This window comes from Vogesella aquatica (assembly GCF_028548455.1).
Classification (GTDB): Bacteria; Pseudomonadota; Gammaproteobacteria; order Burkholderiales; family Chromobacteriaceae; genus Vogesella; species Vogesella aquatica.
This window is the reverse complement of record NZ_JAQQLF010000008.1, coordinates 94,820-114,311: the sequence shown is the minus strand read 5'-3', so window position 1 is coordinate 114,311 and position 19,492 is coordinate 94,820. Positions and strand designations below refer to the sequence as shown.

20 protein-coding genes are annotated in these 19,492 nt (G+C 58.1%); 12 read left to right on the top strand and 8 right to left on the bottom strand.

The window, feature by feature from the left end; translation table 11 throughout:
- Positions 1-116: 116 nt before the first annotated feature.
- From purB to ffh, 3 genes are all read right to left on the bottom strand, one after another.
- Positions 117-1,487: an adenylosuccinate lyase gene (gene purB / locus PQU95_RS07810; protein ID WP_272751542.1), complete on the bottom strand. Its 1,371-nt coding sequence runs from the start codon at positions 1,485-1,487 to the stop codon at positions 117-119.
- Between the two features lie 72 nt (positions 1,488-1,559).
- Positions 1,560-2,459 carry an ATP-grasp domain-containing protein gene (locus PQU95_RS07805; protein ID WP_272751471.1) on the bottom strand — a complete coding sequence of 300 codons (900 nt, stop codon included), beginning with the start codon at positions 2,457-2,459 and terminating at the stop codon, positions 1,560-1,562.
- A 57-nt stretch (positions 2,460-2,516) separates the two neighbouring features.
- Positions 2,517-3,872 (bottom strand): signal recognition particle protein, encoded by a 1,356-nt coding sequence (ffh, locus tag PQU95_RS07800; protein WP_272751470.1) that lies wholly within the window; start codon positions 3,870-3,872, stop codon positions 2,517-2,519.
- A 103-nt stretch (positions 3,873-3,975) separates the two neighbouring features.
- Here ffh and PQU95_RS07795 point away from each other — a divergent pair, with 103 nt between their 5' ends.
- Positions 3,976-4,794 (top strand): cytochrome C assembly family protein, encoded by an 819-nt coding sequence (locus PQU95_RS07795; RefSeq protein ID WP_272751469.1) that lies wholly within the window; start codon positions 3,976-3,978, stop codon positions 4,792-4,794.
- A 97-nt stretch (positions 4,795-4,891) separates the two neighbouring features.
- Positions 4,892-5,245, top strand: coding sequence for a ComEA family DNA-binding protein (locus PQU95_RS07790; RefSeq protein WP_272751468.1), 354 nt, complete (start codon positions 4,892-4,894; stop codon positions 5,243-5,245).
- A gap of 91 nt (positions 5,246-5,336) precedes the next feature.
- Here PQU95_RS07790 and PQU95_RS07785 read toward each other — a convergent pair whose 3' ends face one another.
- Positions 5,337-6,743, bottom strand: a complete 1,407-nt coding sequence (locus tag PQU95_RS07785; protein ID WP_272751467.1) for a cryptochrome/photolyase family protein — start codon at positions 6,741-6,743, stop codon at positions 5,337-5,339.
- Between the two features lie 305 nt (positions 6,744-7,048).
- Here PQU95_RS07785 and PQU95_RS07780 point away from each other — a divergent pair, with 305 nt between their 5' ends.
- From PQU95_RS07780 to yacG, 7 genes are all read left to right on the top strand, one after another.
- Complete coding sequence (locus PQU95_RS07780; protein ID WP_272751466.1) at positions 7,049-8,005, top strand: porin; 957 nt, start codon at positions 7,049-7,051, stop codon at positions 8,003-8,005.
- Between the two features lie 153 nt (positions 8,006-8,158).
- Positions 8,159-9,871, top strand: coding sequence for a type IV-A pilus assembly ATPase PilB (pilB, locus tag PQU95_RS07775; RefSeq protein ID WP_373321383.1), 1,713 nt, complete (start codon positions 8,159-8,161; stop codon positions 9,869-9,871).
- 19 nt (positions 9,872-9,890) lie between these two features.
- Positions 9,891-11,111 (top strand): type II secretion system F family protein, encoded by a 1,221-nt coding sequence (locus tag PQU95_RS07770; protein ID WP_272751465.1) that lies wholly within the window; start codon positions 9,891-9,893, stop codon positions 11,109-11,111.
- Entirely contained in the window at positions 11,111-11,965 is an 855-nt protein-coding gene (locus PQU95_RS07765; RefSeq protein WP_272751464.1) for a prepilin peptidase, read from the top strand. Before PQU95_RS07770 ends, PQU95_RS07765 begins: the two co-directional genes overlap by 1 nt.
- Positions 11,958-12,575 (top strand): dephospho-CoA kinase, encoded by a 618-nt coding sequence (coaE, locus tag PQU95_RS07760; RefSeq protein ID WP_272751463.1) that lies wholly within the window; start codon positions 11,958-11,960, stop codon positions 12,573-12,575. Before PQU95_RS07765 ends, coaE begins: the two co-directional genes overlap by 8 nt.
- Positions 12,572-13,357 (top strand): cell division protein ZapD, encoded by a 786-nt coding sequence (gene zapD, locus PQU95_RS07755; RefSeq protein ID WP_272751462.1) that lies wholly within the window; start codon positions 12,572-12,574, stop codon positions 13,355-13,357. The genes coaE and zapD overlap by 4 nt, the downstream gene beginning before the upstream one ends.
- A 2-nt stretch (positions 13,358-13,359) precedes the next feature.
- Positions 13,360-13,545 (top strand): DNA gyrase inhibitor YacG, encoded by a 186-nt coding sequence (gene yacG / locus PQU95_RS07750; RefSeq protein ID WP_272751461.1) that lies wholly within the window; start codon positions 13,360-13,362, stop codon positions 13,543-13,545.
- 75 nt (positions 13,546-13,620) lie between these two features.
- Here the strand turns inward: yacG and PQU95_RS07745 are convergent, their stop codons facing one another.
- Both PQU95_RS07745 and tsaE read right to left on the bottom strand, forming a co-directional pair.
- Positions 13,621-14,859: an N-acetylmuramoyl-L-alanine amidase gene (locus PQU95_RS07745; RefSeq protein WP_272751460.1), complete on the bottom strand. Its 1,239-nt coding sequence runs from the start codon at positions 14,857-14,859 to the stop codon at positions 13,621-13,623.
- Positions 14,820-15,311: a tRNA (adenosine(37)-N6)-threonylcarbamoyltransferase complex ATPase subunit type 1 TsaE gene (tsaE, locus tag PQU95_RS07740; protein ID WP_272751459.1), complete on the bottom strand. Its 492-nt coding sequence runs from the start codon at positions 15,309-15,311 to the stop codon at positions 14,820-14,822. The genes PQU95_RS07745 and tsaE overlap by 40 nt, the downstream gene beginning before the upstream one ends.
- On the opposite strand from tsaE, the gene queG reads away from it, so the two are divergent.
- The gene (gene queG, locus PQU95_RS07735) at positions 15,310-16,398 is read left to right on the top strand and encodes a tRNA epoxyqueuosine(34) reductase QueG (protein WP_272751458.1); all 1,089 of its coding nucleotides are present in this window, start codon (positions 15,310-15,312) and stop codon (positions 16,396-16,398) included. The genes tsaE and queG overlap by 2 nt on opposite strands.
- Before the next feature lie 28 nt (positions 16,399-16,426).
- On the opposite strand, the gene PQU95_RS07730 is transcribed toward queG, so the two are convergent.
- Positions 16,427-16,885 (bottom strand): GNAT family N-acetyltransferase, encoded by a 459-nt coding sequence (locus tag PQU95_RS07730; protein ID WP_272751456.1) that lies wholly within the window; start codon positions 16,883-16,885, stop codon positions 16,427-16,429.
- A 1-nt stretch (position 16,886) separates the two neighbouring features.
- Complete coding sequence (locus PQU95_RS07725) at positions 16,887-17,306, bottom strand: MaoC family dehydratase (protein ID WP_272751455.1); 420 nt, start codon at positions 17,304-17,306, stop codon at positions 16,887-16,889.
- Positions 17,307-17,610: 304 nt separating this feature from the next.
- On the opposite strand from PQU95_RS07725, the gene PQU95_RS07720 reads away from it, so the two are divergent.
- On the top strand, positions 17,611-18,360 hold the full coding sequence (locus PQU95_RS07720) for an electron transfer flavoprotein subunit beta/FixA family protein (RefSeq protein ID WP_272751454.1): 750 nt from the start codon (positions 17,611-17,613) through the stop codon (positions 18,358-18,360).
- Positions 18,361-18,363: 3 nt separating this feature from the next.
- Positions 18,364-19,296, top strand: a complete 933-nt coding sequence (locus PQU95_RS07715; protein ID WP_272751453.1) for an electron transfer flavoprotein subunit alpha/FixB family protein — start codon at positions 18,364-18,366, stop codon at positions 19,294-19,296.
- Positions 19,297-19,492: the final 196 nt, after the last annotated feature.

Sequence of the window (19,492 nt, the reverse complement as noted above, 5' to 3'; positions counted from 1 at the left end):
GCTTTTTTATTTTCCGTAGCGATCAGGCCAAGGTGACCTGGCAAGCAGAACCCCTTCCACATCGGCAGGGGTTGTGCTTTTGCTGGCCACCACGGCATGCGTGGTGGCCAGGGACATCAGATGCGGCGGGCCAGCTCTTCTGCCTTGCCCAGGTAGCTATCCGGGCTCAGGGCCAGCAGGCGTACTTTCTCGGCTTCCGGAATCTCCAGGCCTTTGATGAATGCCGCCAGGGTGTCGCGAGTGACACCATCTTTACCACGGGTCAGCTCTTTCAGCTGCTCGTACGGGTTAGGCACGCCGTAGCGGCGCATCACCGTCTGGATCGGTTCTGCCAGCAGCTCCCAGGTGGCATCCAGGTCGGATGTCAGCATGGCCGGGTTGATTTCCAGCTTGTTCAGGCCTTTCATCAGCGCTTTGAAGCCCAGCAGGGTGTAGCCAAAGCCCACGCCCATATTACGCAGCACGGTGGAGTCGGTCAGGTCACGCTGCCAGCGCGATACCGGCAGTTTTTCCGCCAGATGCTGCAGGATGGCGTTGGCCAGGCCAAAGTTGCCTTCCGAGTTTTCAAAGTCGATCGGGTTGACTTTGTGCGGCATGGTGGAGCTGCCCACTTCGTCTTTCTTCACTTTCTGCTTGAAGTAACCCAGCGAGATGTAGCCCCAGACATCACGGTCCAGGTCGATCAGGATGGTATTCACGCGGCTCAGGGTCTGGTACAGCTCGGCCATGTAGTCGTGCGGCTCGATCTGGATGGTGTACGGGTTGAAGGTGAGGCCCAGGCCGCTGACAAAACGGCCTGCCAGGCTTTCCCAGTCTACATTCGGGTAGGCCACGATGTGGGCGTTGTAGTTGCCCACGGCGCCGTTGATTTTGCCCAGAAGCTCCTGTTTTACCAGCTGTTCGCGTTGGCGCTTCAGGCGGTATACCACGTTGGCCAGCTCTTTACCCATGGTGGAAGGGGTGGCAGGTTGGCCGTGGGTGCGGCACATCATCGGTACTGCAGCCTGGTCGTGTGCCAGCTGGCTCAGCTTGGTGATGACCTCGTCCAGCGCTGGCAGCATCACGGTGTTGCGCGCGGTTTTCAGCATCAGGGCATGGCTGAGGTTGTTGATGTCTTCCGAGGTGCAGGCGAAGTGGATGAATTCGCTGGCTGCCATCACTTCAGGGTTGCCGGACAGGCGCTCTTTCAGCCAGTACTCGATGGCCTTTACGTCGTGATTGGTGCGTGCTTCGATGGCTTTGACTTCTTCGCCGTGCTGGATGGAGAAGTTGGCGATGACATCGTCGATTTCGCGGATGGTGGCGTCAGAGAACGGCTTTACCTCCTCGATGCCCGGCTCGGCAGCCAGCATTTTCAGCCACTCCAGCTCTACCTTGATACGGGCTTTCATCAGGCCGTATTCGGAGAAGATGGTGCGCAGCGGTTCGGCTTGGCCGGAATAGCGGCCATCGAGCGGGGAAAGGGCGGTCAGCGTGGTCAGGTTCATCACTCAGTGCTTCCAGGTTGCTGGCCAGCGCAGGCTGGCCGGTTGCTTCAAAAAGAAATCTTCAGTGCTGGCTCAGGCTGCCAGCCGGCGCGCAATGCCTGCGGCCAGTATGTCTGCTGCTTCCGCTTTGAAACGGAAGAATAGCTCGGGTTCAATCATTTCCAGCTCCATGATGGCAAGTTGGCCGCGGTTATCGCGCACCATGTCCACCCGGGCGTACAGCACATCAAACGGTACGGCGGCCACCGCAGCTTCGGCGAAGCGGATTTCCTCGGCGCTAGCCTCGTAACGGTGCACGGTACCGCCATGGTCGTCCTGCACGCGGAAGTCGCCGGTTTTGGCTGTCTTGCGTATGGCATGGGTGTACTGGCCGTCGATCACCATCAGCGACAGCTCGCCCTGGCTCAGGATGGCGTGCTGGAAAGGTTGCAGCATCATGCTTTCCTGCTGGATGAGCTCGGCAAAGATGCACTCCAGTGCGGTGGCCTCGGCGGCCTGCAGCCGGTAGGTATGGCGCGCAGCGCCGGAAATGACCGGTTTGAGGATGATGTCCGGCCAGCCGCTATCGGTAATCACTTGCGCCAGTGTGCGCTGGTCGCCCACTTCGATATAGCAGGTGGGCACGGTATTGATACCGGCTTGTTGCAAATCGGCCAGATAGTGTTTGTCCAGGTTCCAGTGAATCAGGTCGGCCTCGTTGAACAGGCGGGTGGTCTGGCTGACTTTGGCCAGCCAGGGGGCAAACTCGCTAAAGCGGTGGAAGTAATCCCAGGTGGTACGAAACACCGCGGCGCGGCACTGCGCCCAGTCATAACCGTGCTCTGCCCAGTCTTTGCGGCCAACCTTCAGCCCTTGTTGCTCCAGGGCGCGGGCCACCAGGCCATCTTCCAGATGGACCTGACGGCTGTACCAGTCTTGCTCGTCCAGTGCGAGCAGGGCGTTGTCGGTGAGTACAACGATATCGAATTGCATCAGCTAGCTTTCTGCTACACATGAAAAACGGGCGTACACGACGCCCGTTGTCAACGATTACATGCCCGGCAGCATGCCTTTCATGCCCTTCATCAGTTTCATGATGCCGCCTTTGGAAGAAAAGGCTTTCATCATCTTCTGTGTCTGCTCGAACTGCGCGAGCAGACGGTTAACTTCTTGTACTGACACGCCGGAGCCGGTGGCGATGCGGCGTTTGCGGCTGGCTTTGATCAGCTCGGGCTTGCGGCGTTCTTCCATGGTCATCGAGTTGATGATGCCCTCGATGCGGCGCATGGATTTTTCTGCCTCGGCGCCTTGCACGCCTTTGGCCAATTGGCCGATTTCACCGGGCATTTTTTCCAGCAGGTTGGTCATGCCGCCCATTTTTTTCATCTGTTGCATCTGGGCCTTGAAGTCTTCCAGGTCGAAGCCTTTGCCGGACTTCAGCTTTTTCGCCATCTTGGCGGCTTCGTCCTGGTCTATGCCTTTCTGCACGTCTTCAATCAGCGATAGCACATCGCCCATGCCCAGAATACGGCTGGCCAGACGATCGGGGTGGAAGGGCTCCAGGCCGCTGATTTTTTCGCCCACACCGATAAACTTGATCGGTTTGCCGGTGATGTGGCGTACCGACAGCGCTGCGCCGCCGCGCGAGTCGCCGTCCATCTTGGTCAGTACTACGCCAGTCAGTGGCAGGGCTTCGTTAAAAGCCTGTGCTGTGTTGACAGCATCCTGGCCCTGCATGGCATCCACCACAAACAGGGTTTCAACCGGTTTCAGGAAAGCATGCAGCTCCTTGATTTCGGCCATCATGGCTTCGTCAATGGCCAAGCGGCCGGCGGTATCCACCATCAGCACGTCAAAGAAGTGACGTTTGGCGTAGTCCAGCGCCGCCTGGGCAATGGCCAGCGGTTTTTGGTCTCCTGCGGAAGGGAACCACTCCACGCCTACCTGTTCGGCCAGGGTTTTCAGCTGCTCGATGGCGGCCGGGCGATACACGTCGGCAGAGACCACCAGAATCTTTTTCTTCTGGGTGTCTTTCAGCAGCTTGGACAACTTGCCCACCGTCGTGGTTTTACCGGCCCCCTGCAGGCCTGCCATCAAGATGATGGCAGGCGGCACGGCGGCCAGGTTCAGGGCGTCGTTCTTCTCGCCCATCAGTTTGACCAGCTCTTCATTCACCACGCCGATCAGCGCCTGGCTTGGGGTCAGGCTGCCCAGAACCTCCTGGCCCAGTGCCCGTTCCTTGACCTGGTTAATGAAGGTTTTTACCACCGGCAGGGCGACATCGGCCTCCAGCAGCGCCATGCGCACTTCGCGCAGGGCGTCTTGTATATTGGTTTCCGAGATCCGTGCCTGACCGCGCAAGGTTTTCAGCGCACTGGTGAGGCGTGAGGTAAGGTTGTCAAGCATGGGATATCCTTATGGTCTGCCAAGCACTCTCGGCTTGGTGTAGACTTCTGCAATCGTTCATTTTACCACGACCCGGTTCCGGTTCGTTGAGCTCCCACATTCCATGAGCGGATTCCTCTTCATTTTGCTAATTCTGCTGGCCTGCGGTTATATGGGGCTGTCCTGGCATTTCCTGGCGCACTGGCGCGGTGTGGCCTCGTGGCAGCGCCAGCCGGTGAGCGAACACTCGCTGCTGGGCATCCTGCTGTTAATGCATGCGGCCATATTGGCTATGCCTGTACTGCACGATGGTGGTGTACGGCTTGGTGTCGGGTCGGTGCTGTCACTGCTGAGCTGGATCATGCTGCTGATTTTCTGGACTGGCAGCTACTTTGCCCGCATGGAAGGTTTGCAGATATTTTTGGTGCCTTTGGCTGCCATAGCTGTCCTGATGGCCGAAGTTCTGCCTATTCCGCACACGCTGTACGCCATTGATAATCTGGCGTTCATGCTGCATTTGCTGGTGTCCCTGCTGGCGTACAGCCTCTTCGCGGTCGGTGCCTTGCTGGCCGTCCTGATGCTGGTGCAAGAGCGTGCCTTGCATCACCGGCGTTTTGCCCTGGCCCGGCAGATGCCACCACTGCTGGTACTGGAAAACCTGATGTTCCAGACCCTGGGCACCGGCTTTATCTTGCTGACTTGCAGTCTGGCCAGTGGTGTGTTTTTTGCTGAAGAAGTCTTTGGTCGTGCGGTACCGCTGAACCATAAAGTCATTTTCGGTTTTTTATCGTGGCTGGTGTTTGGTGGCCTGCTAGTTGGCCGCAAGCTGCACGGCTGGCGCGGCCGCTTGGCCATACGCTGGACGCTGGCCGGTTTTGCACTGTTACTTTTTGGCTATATCGGTAGCAAAATAGTTCTGGAGTTTGTTTTACACCGCTATTGAGCTTTTGGCATATTGGCTCAGCGGCAGGCATTTGTGCCGTAATCACATGTTTCTATAAGGAGTAGTTATGAAGAAATGGATTATTGGCCTGTTTGCCATGCTGATGTCGGTAGCCGCCCTGGCCGCGGTCAACATCAATACCGCGACTCAGCAAGAACTGGAGACCCTGAAGGGGATTGGCCCGGTAAAAGCCAAGGCCATTATTGACTATCGTGCCAAGAACGGGCCTTTCAAAAGCCAGGCTGATCTGGTGAACGTACCTGGTATTGGCGAGAAAACGGTAGAGAAGCTCAAGGCTGATCTGGCTGTCAGCGGCAGTGCCAACCCTGCCGCCGCCAAAGTAGCTGCTAAAGGTGCAACAGCAACAGCAACTGCTGCGGCGCAACAAGCAAGCAAGCAGGCCAAGGCTGCGGCACCCGCAGCGCCTGTGCCTGCCGCCAAAAAGCCCTGATATGTATGTGTCCTGACAAAAGCCCGGCATGCCGGGCTTTTTGTTATGCCGTACAAGCTGTTGCCGCATGGTGAACCGTAGCTGGTTGGCGCTAGCTCTGTTTGCCAAATAATGCCAGTGCGTGCTCGCGTTGAATGGCGTGATCCACAATCGGCGCCGGGTACGTTTGGCCCAGTACAAAGCCCAGTGGTAGCTGCTTGGCCAGCCATGGCGCGTGGATACTCTTGTTATCCAGTGCGGCCAACTGTGGCAGGTAGCGGCGGATGAATTTCCCCTCAGGATCAAACTTTTCCGACTGGCTAACCGGGTTGAAGATACGGAAGTAAGGCTGCGCATCACAGCCGGTAGAGGCCGCCCACTGCCAGCCACCATTGTTGGCTGCAAGGTCAAAATCCATCAGCTTGGCGGCAAAGTAGGCCTCGCCCCAGCGCCAGTCGATCAACAGGTCTTTTACCAGGAAACTGGCCACAATCATGCGCAGCCGGTTGTGCATATAGCCGGTCTGGTTAAGCTGGCACATGGCGGCATCTACGATAGGGTAACCTGTGCGCCCTTCGCACCAGGCCTCGAACCAGTGCGGCTCCCCCGGAAATTGCAATGCGCGATACGCAGGCTTGAAGCTTTCGTGGGCCGCTTGCGGGTAGTGCCACAGTAGTTGCTGGTAAAACTCGCGCCAGATCAGCTCGTTCAGCCAGCAGCTGGCACCTTCGTTCTCTTGTGAAATGGCCAGAGATACCGCTTCGCGTACTGATACGGTGCCAAAGCGTAGGTGAACAGACAGGCCGGACACACCAGGCTCACCTGGAAAGTCGCGCAGGGTATGGTAATGCGGCAGTTTACGGGTAAAGCGAGCCAGCAAGTCTAGCCCGGCCTCCCGGCCAGGTTTTGCGGCCGGGGTGATCGATGCTTCACCAAAACCGAGCTCGCTCAGTGTTGGCATCGGTGATAAGTCTTCCCCAGACTTGTGCCACTGTGCTTTGCCCGTATCCGGGTAGGGCAGGGCGAGGCTGCTATGAAAGCGCTTGCGCCAGGCGCGCATGTATGGCGTAAACACTGTGTAGGGCTTGTTCTGGCCGGTCAGTAGTTCGTCGCATTCAAAAATCACCTGATCTTTGCACAAAACCAGTGCACTACCCGCAGCTGTCAGACTGTTGGCCACCTGCGCATCCCGGCTGCGCGCGTAGGGCTCGTAGTCGCGATTGGCGTAAACGGTTTGGCAGCCCAGAGCTTGCGCTTGAGCGGGGATCAGCACCGCCGGGTCGCCGTGTAACACTAAAAGATCGCCGCCACGCGCTTGCAGCGCCTGTTTGAGCTCGCCAACAGCATGGTGGATAAACCCCAGCCGCGCATCATCCCGCGGCAATTGCGTCAGAATCGTGCTGTCAAACACGAATACGCCATAGACCACGTCGGTGTGATTGCATGCCTCGAGCAGGGCGGCGTTATCGGCCAGGCGCAAGTCGCGCCGGAACCAGATCAGTGATTTCGATAGAGTCATGTTTGGTTGTTCTTGTGTGGCAAACGCAACAGCTTGCGTGGGGAGTATGTTTTCTGTTGCTAGTGTACAACTATTGCAAAATCGGTAATTTCCATAAAAAACAAATGCTTAGTGTTGCATTCTTGCTTGTATACAAACTGCAGTGACCAAAAAAACCTCACTAAAGCTTTGTTTTTTTGCAACGGTGCATTTATATTCCAGTCCAGATACCGCCGGTTAACCGGTGGTCAAGACAGCCCGCCCGGCACCCACAAAACGTGCCGGCTACTTATCGGGCAGTGTACATGACCTCGAAAGGAACACACATGAAGAAGCTGATCGTACTGGCTACTCTGGCTGCTCTGCCGGCTGCTGCAATGGCTGACGTAACCATCTCTGGTAATCTGGCTGTTGGTATCGTTAACACCAAAGCAACTGGCAAAGGTTCGGTTAACACTGAAAACCGCACTAACGGTGAAATCAAATTTGCCGGCTCCGACGATCTGGGCAATGGCCTGAAAGCAGTTTGGCAAATCGCCAGCCGTATCAACCTGTCCGCTCAATCCGATAACGCCCGTGATAACCTGTGGGCCGGTCGTGACTCCTATGTAGGTCTGGATGGTTCCTTCGGTCGCGTTACCGCTGGTAACATCTACCTGATGCCGAATTCTGGCGCCATGGCCATCTTCGAAAACAATAGCGCTACTTTTGAATCGGCTGTTTACGATCAAGGTACCCGCTACAACAACACTGTATCCTACAAGGCTCCAACAGTGGCTGGCTTCTCCGCTACCGTTCAGCACTCCTTCGGTTCCAGCTCCGCTAACGAGCAAGCCAAACAATACGCTGATGCAGTGAGCCTGGCTTACGAAATTGGTGCCGTATCCCTGTCTTACGACAACCTGAGCGAGAAACTGAACGCCCAAGGCCAGAAAAACAAACTGCACGAGCTGAACGCTTCCGTTGGTCTGGATGCTCTGACCCTGCAAGCTGGTTACGCTACTGGCAAAAACCAATCTACCAATACCAAAGTTAAAGGCTGGGGTGTAGCTGCTTCCTACGCCATGGGTAATGTAACGCCGAAATTTGGCTACTGGCGCGAAGGTGACTCTAAGACCAACGGCGCTACTGCTAACGACGGTCACAAAGCTTACGCTCTGGGCGTAGAATACGCACTGTCCAAGCGCACCCGTACTGGTGTTGAACTTGCTAAGGCTAACTTTGATGCTCCGGCAACTGCTGATAAGCGCACCGCAACAGTTTACCTGGGTACCAAGTTCTAATCGTTTCTTGCAAACGGTTTGACTGTAGAAAGGCTGCTTCGGCAGCCTTTTTTTATTTCTGAACAAGCGCAGGCTTTGCAGTAAAGTACACAATGCTTGCTGATGCCTGACGGCTTCGGTCGTATAATTGGCTTAACTCACTTTCAAGTACTGATGTCTATGGACGCTGCTTCGATTTCCGGTCTCGGTCGTGCTTTGGTGCAAAGCGAACATCTGCTGGTGCAAGACGCTGAAAGCATCCAGCGTCAGGCGCAGGCATCCGGTATTACTTTTGTAGAGCAACTGGTACTCAGCAAAAAGCTGACACCGCTGGCGATTGCCAAATTTGCCTGCAGTATGTTTGGTCTACCCCTGCTGGATTTGTCTACGGTCAGTAGCGATAGCCTTCCCAAAGGCGTAGTGGATGATGAACTGGTAGCGGGCAAGCGCTTATTGCCATTGTATAAGCGCGGCACGCGTTTGTTTGTGGGTACATCGGACCCCACGCAGACCGCGGCGTTTCACGCCATTACCTTCAAGACCGGCCTGACCGTCGATGTGGTGGTGGTAGAAGACGACAAATTGGGCAAGCTGGTTGGCCGCTATAGCGAAAATGCTGCGGTGGCGGCGTTCAACAGCATGGCGGCGGACGAGTTTGGCGAGCTGGAAATTGCCGATCCGGATACCGAGGCGGTGCCGGATGGTATGCCGGACGTAGACGATGCACCGGTCGTGAAGTTTGTGAACAAGATTTTGCTGGATGCGATTAACGGAGGGGCCTCTGATATCCATTTCGAGCCCTACGAGCGCTTTTACCGTGTGCGTTATCGTATCGATGGCAACCTGAAAGAAATCGTGCAGCCGCCGCTGGCGATCAAAGAGAAGATCGCCTCGCGTATCAAGGTGGTCTCGCGCATGGATATTTCCGAAAAGCGCGTGCCACAGGATGGCCGTTTGAAACTGAAGATTTCCAGTACCAAGGCGATAGACTTTCGCGTTAGCACCCTGCCGACGCTGTATGGCGAGAAAATCGTGATGCGTATCCTGGATGCCTCGGCGGCGTCGCTGGATATCGAGCAGCTAGGCTTTGAGCCCAGCCAGAAAGCGCTGCTGTTGCGTGCTATTGAGCGACCCTACGGCATGGTACTGGTGACCGGGCCGACGGGTAGTGGTAAGACGGTTTCCCTGTATACCTGCCTGAATATCCTGAACAAGCCGGATACCAATATTTCTACTGCCGAAGACCCGGTAGAGATCAACTTGCCGGGTATCAACCAGGTGAATGTGAACGAGCGTGCCGGTCTGACCTTCGCCTCGGCCTTGCGCTCATTCCTGCGTCAGGATCCCGATGTGATCATGGTGGGTGAGATTCGCGACTTTGAAACAGCGGATATTTCCATTAAGGCCGCCCAGACCGGCCACATGGTGTTTTCTACGCTGCATACCAATAATGCGCCGGCGACGTTGACTCGTTTGTTGAACATGGGTGTGGCACCGTTCAATATTGCCAGCTCGGTGTTGCTGATCATGGCGCAGCGTTTGGCGCGTAAACTGTGTAACCACTGCAAAAAACCGGTAGATATCCCGCACGAGGCGTTGCTGCGTGCCGGTTTCGCCGAAGAAGAGCTGGATGGCAGCTGGCAGCCTTATGGCCCGGTAGGCTGCGATGAGTGCCGCGGTTCCGGCTACAAAGGGCGTACTGGTATTTACGAGGTGATGCCTATTACCGACGCCATGGTGCGTTTGATCATGTCAGACGGTAACGCTATCGACATTGCTGATCTGGCCAAAAAAGAAGGCATGGTGGATTTACGCCATTCCGGTTTGCTAAAGGTAAAGCGGGGGGTGACCTCGCTGACTGAAATTGAAGCCGTTACCAACGAATAACAGAAAGTAAACCGGCACTATGGCGGAAGCTGCACTGAAGAAGCCCTCCTCGGCGATCTGGAACTGGGAGGGCAAGGACAAGACAGGCAAGGTGATCCGTGGCGAGATTCGCGCCGAGTCCGAGACGGTGGCCAAAGCGCAGCTGCGCCGTCAGGGTATCAATGCCACCAAGGTCAGCAAGAAGCGGGCTGGCTTTGGCAAGCGTATTACCGAGCGCGACGTGGCGCTGTTTACGCGGCAGCTGGCCACCATGATGAAAGCCGGCGTGCCGCTATTGCAGGCGTTTGATATCAGTGCCAAAGGCCATAGCAATGCGGCTTTTACCAAAATCCTGCTGGATGTGCGTTCCGAGGTGGAAACGGGTAGCAACCTGGCCGATGCTTTTCGCAAGTATCCGGTGTATTTCGACAGCCTGTTTTGTAATCTGATCGCGGCAGGTGAAACCGGTGGTGTGCTGGATTCGCTGCTGGACAAGCTGGCGACTTACAAAGAAAAGATCATTGCCATCAAGGGCAAGATCAAGTCGGCAATGATTTACCCGTCGGCCATTATCGTTACCGCCTTTGCGATCACGGCGGTGATCCTGATCTATGTCATCCCCGCTTTTAAAGAGCTGTTTTCCAGCTTTGGTGCCGATTTGCCGGCGCCAACCCAGCTGGTGATCTGGCTGTCCGACTTGTTTGTCGAGTATTGGTGGCTGATTTTTGGCGGCATAGGCGGCACCATCTGGGCGCTGGTGACGGCTTACAAGCGTTCGCCGTCCATGCAGGTCAGTGCAGACCGTTTGCTGCTGCGCGTGCCCATTATTGGCGATATCGTGCGCAAAGCCACCATCGCGCGCTGGTCTCGCACACTGTCTACGCTGTTTACTGCCGGCGTGCCGTTGGTGGAGGCGCTGGATTCGGTCGCTGGTGCGGCGGGCAACCAGGTGTACGCCGACGCGACCAAGATTATCCAGGCCGATGTCAGCGCCGGTTCCACGCTGAACTTTTCCATGCAGCGCAGCAACCTCTTTCCCAATATGGTGCTGCAAATGACCGCTATCGGTGAGGAATCCGGTGCCCTGGATGACATGCTGGACAAAGTAGCGGACTTCTACGAAGAAGAGGTCGATAACGCCGTCGCCGCGCTTTCCAGCCTGCTGGAGCCGATGATCATGGTGATTCTGGGGGTGCTGATCGGCGGTCTGGTGGTCGCCATGTACATGCCTATCTTCAAGATGGGTCAGGTGGTGGGCTAATGCTGGACGAACTGATGTTATTGCCCGCTACGTGGCAGATTGCCTTTGCGCTGGTTCTGGGTTTGCTGGTGGGCAGTTTTCTGAATGTACTGATACACCGTTTGCCATTGATGCTGGAACAGCAGTGGCAGCAAGAGTGTGCGGCCTTGCAGGGCCAGGAGTCAGCGCCTGCGGCCAACTATAACCTTTTTTATCCTCCGTCCGCCTGTGTGCACTGCCACGCACCTATCCGTGCCTGGCAAAACATCCCGGTGCTGAGCTATCTGTGGCAGCGCGGGCGCTGTGCCAGCTGCGACGGGGCCATTGCGTGGCGCTATCCGCTGGTAGAACTGGTAGCCGGCGTGGCGTTTGCTGCTTTTGCCGCGCAGCTGGGGCTGGGCCTGCCATGGTTGGCCGCATGTTGCTTCAGCATGCTGCTGCTGGCGCTGGCGCTGATCGACGCCAAGACACAATTGCTGCCAGATGACTTGACGCTATTGTTGCTATGGGCCGGCTTGCTATTCAGCTTGCTTGGGGTCACGGTGCCCTTGGCGGATGCCGTCGTGGGTGCCATGGCTGGGTATCTGACCCTGTGGGGCATTTACTGGTTGTTCAAGCTGGCTACCGGTAAAGAGGGCATGGGCTATGGCGACTTCAAACTGTTGGCCGCATTAGGTGCCTGGCTGGGTTGGAGCATGCTGCCACTGGTCGTGCTGCTCTCTTCGCTGGTCGGGGCACTGTTTGGCCTGCTGATGATGGCACTACAGCGCCACGATCGTGGCCAGACCATGCCGTTTGGCCCTTATCTGGCGGCGGCCGGCATGATTGCGTTTGTCTGGGGCAAGCCGATTGTGGCTTGGTATACCGGTGCCTAGCCCGGTAGTGGGGCTGACTGGCGGCATTGGCTGCGGCAAGAGTGCCGTGGCCAGGCTGTTTGCCAGCCATGGAATCCCCTGTGTCGATACCGATAGCGTAGCCCACGCGCTGACCGCACCGGGTGGCGCTGCCATGCCCGCTATCGTTGCCGCATTCGGGGCGGGCATGCAGCAGGCTGACGGTGCCATGAATCGCGCCGTCATGCGCGATCTGGTGTTTGCCGAGCCGGCACAGCGGCAGGTGCTGGAAGGTATCCTGCACCCGATGATCCATACCGAGAGCCTGCGCCAGCTGGCGGCGCTATCCGCACCGTATTGTCTGCTGGCGGTGCCTTTGCTGTTTGAAAGCCAGCGTTACCAGCAGTACATCACCCGCAGTTTGCTGGTGGATTGTGCCCCCAGCACGCAGGTTGAGCGGGTAATGGCGCGTAATGGCATGACGGCGGAGCAGGTGCGTGCCATCATTGCCGCACAGATGGCCCGGGAGCAGCGTTTGGCCCTGGCGGATGATGTATTGCCCAATGATGGCGATCTGGCGGCGCTGGCGCTTCTAGTTGCCGCCAAACATCGTTATTATCTAGCCTGCTTTGGCATTGCCGATCCGGCATGACATCTAATCAACGGACAGCTGCTGTGACCAGTTTCGAGTTTCCCTTAGTAGAACGTACTCGCACTTTGCTTCGACTGGAGCAGGTATACCAGCGTCTGGTGTTTTTCATTGCCCAGCAAGAGAGCTATGCGCACCACGCTGCGCTGATGTCGCTGTTCGAGGTGCTGGAGGCCGCCGGGCGCACCGAGTTGAAGTCTGACCTGCTGCAAGAGCTGGAGCGGCAGAAGCTGAATCTCGAAGCCCTGCGTGACAACCCGGTCGTGCAGCAAGATGCGCTGGAGTCGCAGCTGGAGGAAATCGAGCGCACCATGGCCAGCTTGCTGGAGATTACCGGCAAGTTTGGCCAGCATCTGCGCGAGAACGAATGGCTGATGGCGATCAAGCAGCGCTCGGTCATTCCGGGTGGTACTTGCCAGTATGATCTGCCGTCGTATCATTTGTGGCTGCAGCACGATAGCGAGCAGCGCCGTGCCGACCTGCAGCGCTGGGCGGCGCCGTTGATGCCCACCGCCGCTGCGGCCAACATCCTGCTCAAACTGCTGCGCGATAGCGGTAAAACCCATCCCTACACCGCTCGGCGCGGGGCATTCCAGCAGATGTCCGGTGGCAAGGTTGTGCAGCTTATCCGTGTGGGTTTCGACCGTAGCCTGCAGATCGTGCCGGAAGTGTCTGCCAACAAGTACGCTATCAATGTGCGTTTCATCCATGCGGCTACCGGCGAAGTTCGTGCCCGCCAGGTAGAAGATGACGTGGATTTCTCCCTGACCTATTGCAAGTTCTGACCATGACAACAACACGTACCATCGCCTGCCCGCAGTGCAAGGCAGCTGTGCCGTGGGGGCCGCAAAGCCCGTACCGCCCTTTTTGCAGCGAACGCTGCCGTTTGATCGACCTGGGCCAGTGGGCCAACGAAGAGTACCGCGTGCCAGTGTCCGGCGGCGACCCGATGAAAGAGCTGGACTCGCTCTAGGCGGCGAGACACCGTTAAGCAAAAAGCGCTGCCAAGGCAGCGCTTTTTTCATGGCTAGCCGGGTGCGGCCAACCTTCAGGTACGTGCAATCACCGCACCCTGGGCAAAGTAGGTGCGCACGCCGGACATGATGGCCTCGGCCATATCTTGCTGGAAAGCAGGGTCGACCAGCTTGCGCTCTTCTTCCGGGTGGCTGATGAAAGCGGTTTCCACCAGGATGGAAGGGATGTCCGGTGCTTTCAGCACGGCAAAGCCGGCTTGCTCTACTTTTTCCTTGTGCAGCTTGTTCAGTCCGCCCATTTTGCCCAGCACCGCCTTGCCCAGTTTCAGGCTGTCGTTGATGGTGGCGGTTTGGGTCAGGTCGAACAAGGTATGCGCCAGGTACTTGTCCTTGCCGGCAATCTTGACCCCGCCAATCATGTCGGCATCGTTCTGCGTTTTGGCCAGCAGGCGCGCCATGGTACTGGTGGCGCCGTTTTCGGACAGGGCAAACACCGACGAGCCGCGTGCGGTGCGGTTTTCTACCGCGTCGGCGTGCACCGAGATAAACAGGTCGGCGCCGATTTTGCGCGCTTTCGCCACGCGCACGCCCAGTGGCAGGAATACGTCTTCGTCGCGTGTCAGATAAGCCTTCATGTTTTTTTCGGCGTCCACCAGCTTTTTCAGCTGGCGGCTGATGCGTAGCACCACGTCTTTTTCGCGCGTACCGCTTGGGCCTACCGCACCAGGGTCTTCACCGCCGTGGCCAGGGTCGATCATGATGACCACCGGGCGTGCCGGGTCGGCTTTACCCTTGTTACCGCGCGGGGCGCTATTATCCAGCTGGCCCTTGTTGTAGTCCTGCAGCAGAGCCAGCAGCGGGTCATCCTGCTGCGCGTTGGCCGGGTACAGGTCTACGACCAGGCGATGCTGGTATTCGCCTACCGGTTTAAGCGAGAAAATCTGCGGCTTCACTTCGTTGCGCAGATCCAGTACCAGGCGCACGGTGTTGCCGTTGAACTGGCCGGCGCGTGCGGTGCGGATAAACGGGTCGGCGGACTGGATCTGGCCGCTGATTTCTTGCAGCACGCCAGTGAGCTGCACGTCTTCCAGGTCGATGACCAGGCGGTTCGGGTTGGCCAGAGCAAAGTGCTTGTAGCGGATCTCGCTACCGGCTTCGATAGTCAGGCGGGTATAGGTGGATGACGGCCACACCCGCACGGCAACGATCTGGCTGCTGGCCGCCAGGCCCACACGGCTGACCGTGAGCAGAAAAGTGGCCGCAGCCGCGCCGATCAGCTTGCGGCGCAGTGCGTCATGAAGTGCTTGAGACATAGGTGTCCTGTTTCACTGTGGGCATGAAGGCGATAGCTGCGACCATCGCCATCTACACTAAGTTTCAGTACCAGATCTGGCGCTGGCAGCACCCCGGCGGCTTTGTCGGGCCATTCGATAACGCAGACCGTATCGTCGGCAAAATAATCGGCAAAGCCGGCGTCGTACCATTCTTCCGGGTCGTTAAAGCGGTACAGGTCGAAATGGTGCAGGGTAAGCGCAGGCAGCGGGTAGCTTTCTACCAGGGTATAGGTCGGGCTTTTTACCCGCCCGCTGTAGCCCAAGCCCTGCAGCAAACCGCGCGTGAAGGTGGTCTTGCCCGCGCCGAGGTCGCCATCCAGCTGCAGCTGCAGCCCGCCAAGCAAGGCGCTAGCCAGCTGGCTGCCCAGCTGCAACGTTGCAGCTTCATCGGCAAGGTAGCCGGCGCTGACACTGGTATCATCCGTTGCCATGAGTGGAATATCCTGTAAAAACGAGAATTATCGCGATTTGGCCAGCCAAATCAAGCGGTGGGCGCATGACATGGGCTTTGCCGAGGCGCGCATCACGCAGGCGGCGCTGCCACCCGAGGCCGAGCAGCGCCTGGCCAGCTGGTTGGCCGCAGCTTATCACGGCGAGATGGACTACATGGCACGTCATGGTGCACTGCGGGTGCGCCCGGCCGAGCTGGTGCCGGGAACGCTGCGCGTGATCAGCCTGCGCATGCACTACTGGCCACAGAGCGCTGCCGCTGCCGAGGCGGTATTGCAGCAGCCTGATCAGGCTTATATTTCGCGCTACGCCCTGGGGCGGGACTATCACAAAGTGCTGCGTAACCGGCTGCAGAAGCTGGCCGAGCAGATTAGCCTGGCTGTGCCCGAGCATCAGTTTCGCGTGTTTACCGATAGCGCCCCGCTGGCCGAGGTGGCTTTGGCGGCGCAGGCGGGGCAGGGCTGGCGCGGCAAGCACACCCTGCTGCTGAACAAAAAGCAGGGTTCGCTGTTTTTCCTGGGCGAAATCCTGACCAACCTGCCTTTGCCGGAAGACGCGGCAGAAGAAGGGCACTGCGGCAGCTGTACCCGCTGCATCGATGCCTGCCCTACCGGGGCGATTGTGGCACCGTATACCGTGGATGCGCGCCGCTGCATTTCCTACCTGACCATCGAGCTGAAGGGGGCTATCCCCGAGCCGCTGCGCCCGCTGATCGGCAACCGTATTTACGGCTGTGATGATTGCCAGCTGGTGTGCCCGTGGAACCGTTTTGCGGTGCCGACAGCCGAGGCCGACTTTGCCGTGCGCCACGGGCTGGACGCCGTCAGCTTGCTGGCGCTGTTTGCCTGGCGCGAGCCGGATTTCCAGCAACGCATGGCCGGTAGCCCGATCTACCGCATCGGCTACGCCAAATGGCTGTCCAATATTGCCATTGCGCTGGGGAATGCCCCGTACGCCACAGGCATTGTTGCCGCGCTGCAACAGCAGTCTCAGGCCGAGGATGAGGTATTGCGCGAGTCGGTGCAGTGGGCATTGCTGCAGCAGCTAGGCAAGGCGGCAGGGGAATAAGGTTGGCCGCACGCGGCCAACCCGGGTATTACAGGGATTTGGTGAAGTGGAACGAGGAAATCACAAAACCCAGACGGAAGTACAGCTTGTGCGCCTGGGTACGCCAGGTGCCGGAGTCCAGCACGATATAGCCACAGCCGGCCGCGCGGGCGTGAGCCTCGCACCAGGCAATCAACTGGCTGCCCACGCCTTGCGAGCGGGCGGCTTCATCGGTAACCAGATCGTCGACATACAGCCGCAGGTCTTCGTAGGTGTTTTCATACAGGCGGTATAGCGCCAGGCCCAAAGGCTGGCCCTGCTCGTTACATGCCAGTACCAGGCGTGCGCCATAGCGGCATACACGCTGCATCTTGCTCAGATAGGCCAAGCCATCTTCCGGCAGCATCGGGCGTAGCTGCCGGTGCAGTGCCGCCGCACTTTGCAGCAGCTCGGGCTTGGTGATTTGTCCTGTGTCATCCGTCAGCGGGATAAGCTGCAGGCTGCCCATATCAGGCTTCGCGCGACGGGGCGATCACCAGCGATTCGCCTTCCAGAATGGCTTTGCCTTTTACCAGGCAGACGGTGGCAAACTTCACGCGTTTTTTTGCCGGGTCCAGCTCGGTCACTGTCACGCGGGCAGTCACGGTTTCGCCGATTTTTACGGGTGCTTTGAAACGGGTGGATTGCGACAGGTAAATAGTGCCGTTACCCGGCAAGCGGGTGCCGACTACGGTAGAGATCAGGCTGGCAGTGAGCATGCCGTGGGCGATGCGGGTCTGGAACATCGAGCTCTCGGCGTACTCCTGATTGATATGCACCGGGTTGTCGTCGCCGGATACCGCGCTGAACATCAGGATGTCGGCTTCGGTAATGGTTTTGGCGTACTCGGCGCTGTCACCAAGTTTGATGTCTTCGAAATAAACGGTCATGAAAACTCCTTTGCGGGCGGCTGTTTGCAGCGCCAGCCCTCTGCCAGCACTGCTTTTGCGGTGTTCCTGCCTGTTTTTCTGCTTATGACATGCTCAATGTTGCGCTGCATTCTGCCACGCTTTGCCCCAAATGCAAATTGCGGGGAAATGGCGTAATATCTGCCTACCCCTGTTGTACTGCATTTTTATTGTCGTCAGTCTACCAATTAAACGCTCGTTTGATTAAGGTGTGGTGCTAGCATCAATGAAGCGCCTGCTGGTGTATCGGCGAGTCGTTAAAACCTGAAGAGTCTGCTGGAGGAATATGAAAGCTCTAGTCGCTGTGAAACGCGTTGTCGATTACAACGTGAAAGTGCGCGTCAAGGCCGATGGCACCGATGTGGATGTGGCCAACGTCAAGATGTCGATGAACCCGTTTGACGAAATCGCCGTGGAAGAGGCCGTGCGCCTGAAAGAAGCCGGCAAGGTTTCCGAGATCGTGGTGGTGTCCATGGGTGTGAAGCAGTGTGAAGAAACGCTGCGTACCGCACTGGCCATGGGCGCTGACCGTGCCATTCTGGTGGAAACCGACGCCGAGCTGCAGCCGCTGGCCGTGGCCAAGCTGCTGAAAGCCGTCGCCGACAAAGAGCAGCCACAGCTGCTGATCGTGGGCAAACAGGCGATCGACGACGATGCCAACCAGACCGGTCAGATGGCTGCCGCCCTGCTGGGCTGGGGCCAGGGTACGTTTGCGTCCAAGGTAGACGTGGCTGCGGAAACCATCGACGTGACCCGCGAAGTGGACGGCGGCCTGGAAACCATCAAGCTGCGCCTGCCAGCCGTGGTGACCACCGACCTGCGCCTGAACGAGCCGCGCTACGTCAAGCTGCCTAACATCATGGCCGCCAAGAAAAAGCCGCTGGATAAAACCACCCCGGCTGACCTGGGCGTAGACGTGGCCCCGCGCCTGAAAACCCTGAAAGTGGCCGAGCCTGCCAAGCGCTCCGCCGGTATCAAGGTTGCCAATGCTGCCGAACTGGTAGCCAAACTGAAAAACGACGCAAAGGTGCTGTAAGCCATGGCTATTCTCGTTATCGCTGAACACGACAACCAGAGCCTGAAAGCAGGCACCCTCAATACCGTTACCGCCGCAGCCAAGCTGGGCGAGGTACACGTACTGGTTGCCGGCCACAACGCCGCTGCCGCCGCCGACGCTGCCAAGGCGGTAGCCGGTGTGGCCAAAGTACTGCTGGCCGATAGCGCAGCCTACGCGCACGGCCTGGCCGAAAACCTGGCGCCGCTGGTGGTTGGCCTGGCTTCCGCTTACAGCCACGTGCTGGCCCCGGCAACCTCCTACGGCAAGAACCTGCTGCCGCGCGTGGCTGCGCTGCTGGATGTGGCCCAGATCTCCGACATTATCGCTGTCGAGTCTGCCGACACCTTCGTACGCCCGGTGTACGCCGGTAACGTGCTGGCGACCGTGCAGTCTGCCGACGCCATCAAGGTGATCACCGTGCGTACCACCGCTTTTGAAGCGGCGGCACAAGGTGGTGCGGCCAACGTGGAAAGCATCGCTGCCGCTGCAGACGCGACCCTGTCGTCGTTTGTAAGCCAGGAGTTGACCAAGTCCGACCGCCCTGAGCTGGGCGCCGCCAAGATCATCGTATCCGGTGGCCGTGCGCTGGGTTCGGACGTACAGTTCAAAGCCGTGATCGAGCCGCTGGCCGACAAGCTGGGCGCCGCCGTGGGTGCCTCGCGCGCTGCGGTGGACGCCGGCTACGCGCCAAACGACTACCAGGTAGGCCAGACAGGCAAAGTGGTGGCCCCGCAGCTGTACATAGCGGTGGGCATTTCCGGTGCCATCCAGCACCTGGCCGGTATGAAAGATTCCAAAGTGATCGTAGCGATCAACAAGGATGAAGAAGCGCCGATCTTCCAGGTAGCCGACTACGGCATCGTAGGTGACCTGTTCACCGTGGTGCCGGAGCTGATGGCCGAGCTGGCCAAGTAATACTGCAGTATGAATGGGTTCACGATTGCGCAAGCCTAGGTAAAACAAGGCGTTTCCAACGCAGTGTCGCCGCCGCTCGGCAGGTCGTGGGCCGGTTCACCATAAAACAAGGCGTGGTGCTACGGTGCCACGCCATACAAGAAAGCCGGTTTACCGGTTCGTCTGGGGAAATGCACGCTGCCTGCAGCGTGGGCTT

What these genes read in the sequence shown, in the direction of transcription:
- pilB (WP_373321383.1), top strand. Translation starts at nt 8,159, where the DNA reads ATGTCTATGGACGCTGCTTCGATTTCCGGTCTCGGTCGTGCTTTGGTG.
- tsaE (WP_272751459.1), bottom strand. Translation starts at nt 15,311, where the DNA reads ATGGCAACGGATGATACCAGTGTCAGCGCCGGCTACCTTGCCGATGAA.
- PQU95_RS07785 (WP_272751467.1), bottom strand. Translation starts at nt 6,743, where the DNA reads ATGACTCTATCGAAATCACTGATCTGGTTCCGGCGCGACTTGCGCCTG.
- PQU95_RS07730 (WP_272751456.1), bottom strand. Translation starts at nt 16,885, where the DNA reads ATGGGCAGCCTGCAGCTTATCCCGCTGACGGATGACACAGGACAAATC.
- PQU95_RS07715 (WP_272751453.1), top strand. Translation starts at nt 18,364, where the DNA reads ATGGCTATTCTCGTTATCGCTGAACACGACAACCAGAGCCTGAAAGCA.
- PQU95_RS07725 (WP_272751455.1), bottom strand. Translation starts at nt 17,306, where the DNA reads ATGACCGTTTATTTCGAAGACATCAAACTTGGTGACAGCGCCGAGTAC.
- PQU95_RS07795 (WP_272751469.1), top strand. Translation starts at nt 3,976, where the DNA reads ATGAGCGGATTCCTCTTCATTTTGCTAATTCTGCTGGCCTGCGGTTAT.
- PQU95_RS07770 (WP_272751465.1), top strand. Translation starts at nt 9,891, where the DNA reads ATGGCGGAAGCTGCACTGAAGAAGCCCTCCTCGGCGATCTGGAACTGG.
- yacG (WP_272751461.1), top strand. Translation starts at nt 13,360, where the DNA reads ATGACAACAACACGTACCATCGCCTGCCCGCAGTGCAAGGCAGCTGTG.
- PQU95_RS07805 (WP_272751471.1), bottom strand. Translation starts at nt 2,459, where the DNA reads ATGCAATTCGATATCGTTGTACTCACCGACAACGCCCTGCTCGCACTG.
- PQU95_RS07765 (WP_272751464.1), top strand. Translation starts at nt 11,111, where the DNA reads ATGCTGGACGAACTGATGTTATTGCCCGCTACGTGGCAGATTGCCTTT.
- PQU95_RS07780 (WP_272751466.1), top strand. Translation starts at nt 7,049, where the DNA reads ATGAAGAAGCTGATCGTACTGGCTACTCTGGCTGCTCTGCCGGCTGCT.
- purB (WP_272751542.1), bottom strand. Translation starts at nt 1,487, where the DNA reads ATGAACCTGACCACGCTGACCGCCCTTTCCCCGCTCGATGGCCGCTAT.
- ffh (WP_272751470.1), bottom strand. Translation starts at nt 3,872, where the DNA reads ATGCTTGACAACCTTACCTCACGCCTCACCAGTGCGCTGAAAACCTTG.
- PQU95_RS07790 (WP_272751468.1), top strand. Translation starts at nt 4,892, where the DNA reads ATGCTGATGTCGGTAGCCGCCCTGGCCGCGGTCAACATCAATACCGCG.
- PQU95_RS07720 (WP_272751454.1), top strand. Translation starts at nt 17,611, where the DNA reads ATGAAAGCTCTAGTCGCTGTGAAACGCGTTGTCGATTACAACGTGAAA.
- zapD (WP_272751462.1), top strand. Translation starts at nt 12,572, where the DNA reads ATGACATCTAATCAACGGACAGCTGCTGTGACCAGTTTCGAGTTTCCC.
- queG (WP_272751458.1), top strand. Translation starts at nt 15,310, where the DNA reads ATGAGTGGAATATCCTGTAAAAACGAGAATTATCGCGATTTGGCCAGC.
- PQU95_RS07745 (WP_272751460.1), bottom strand. Translation starts at nt 14,859, where the DNA reads ATGTCTCAAGCACTTCATGACGCACTGCGCCGCAAGCTGATCGGCGCG.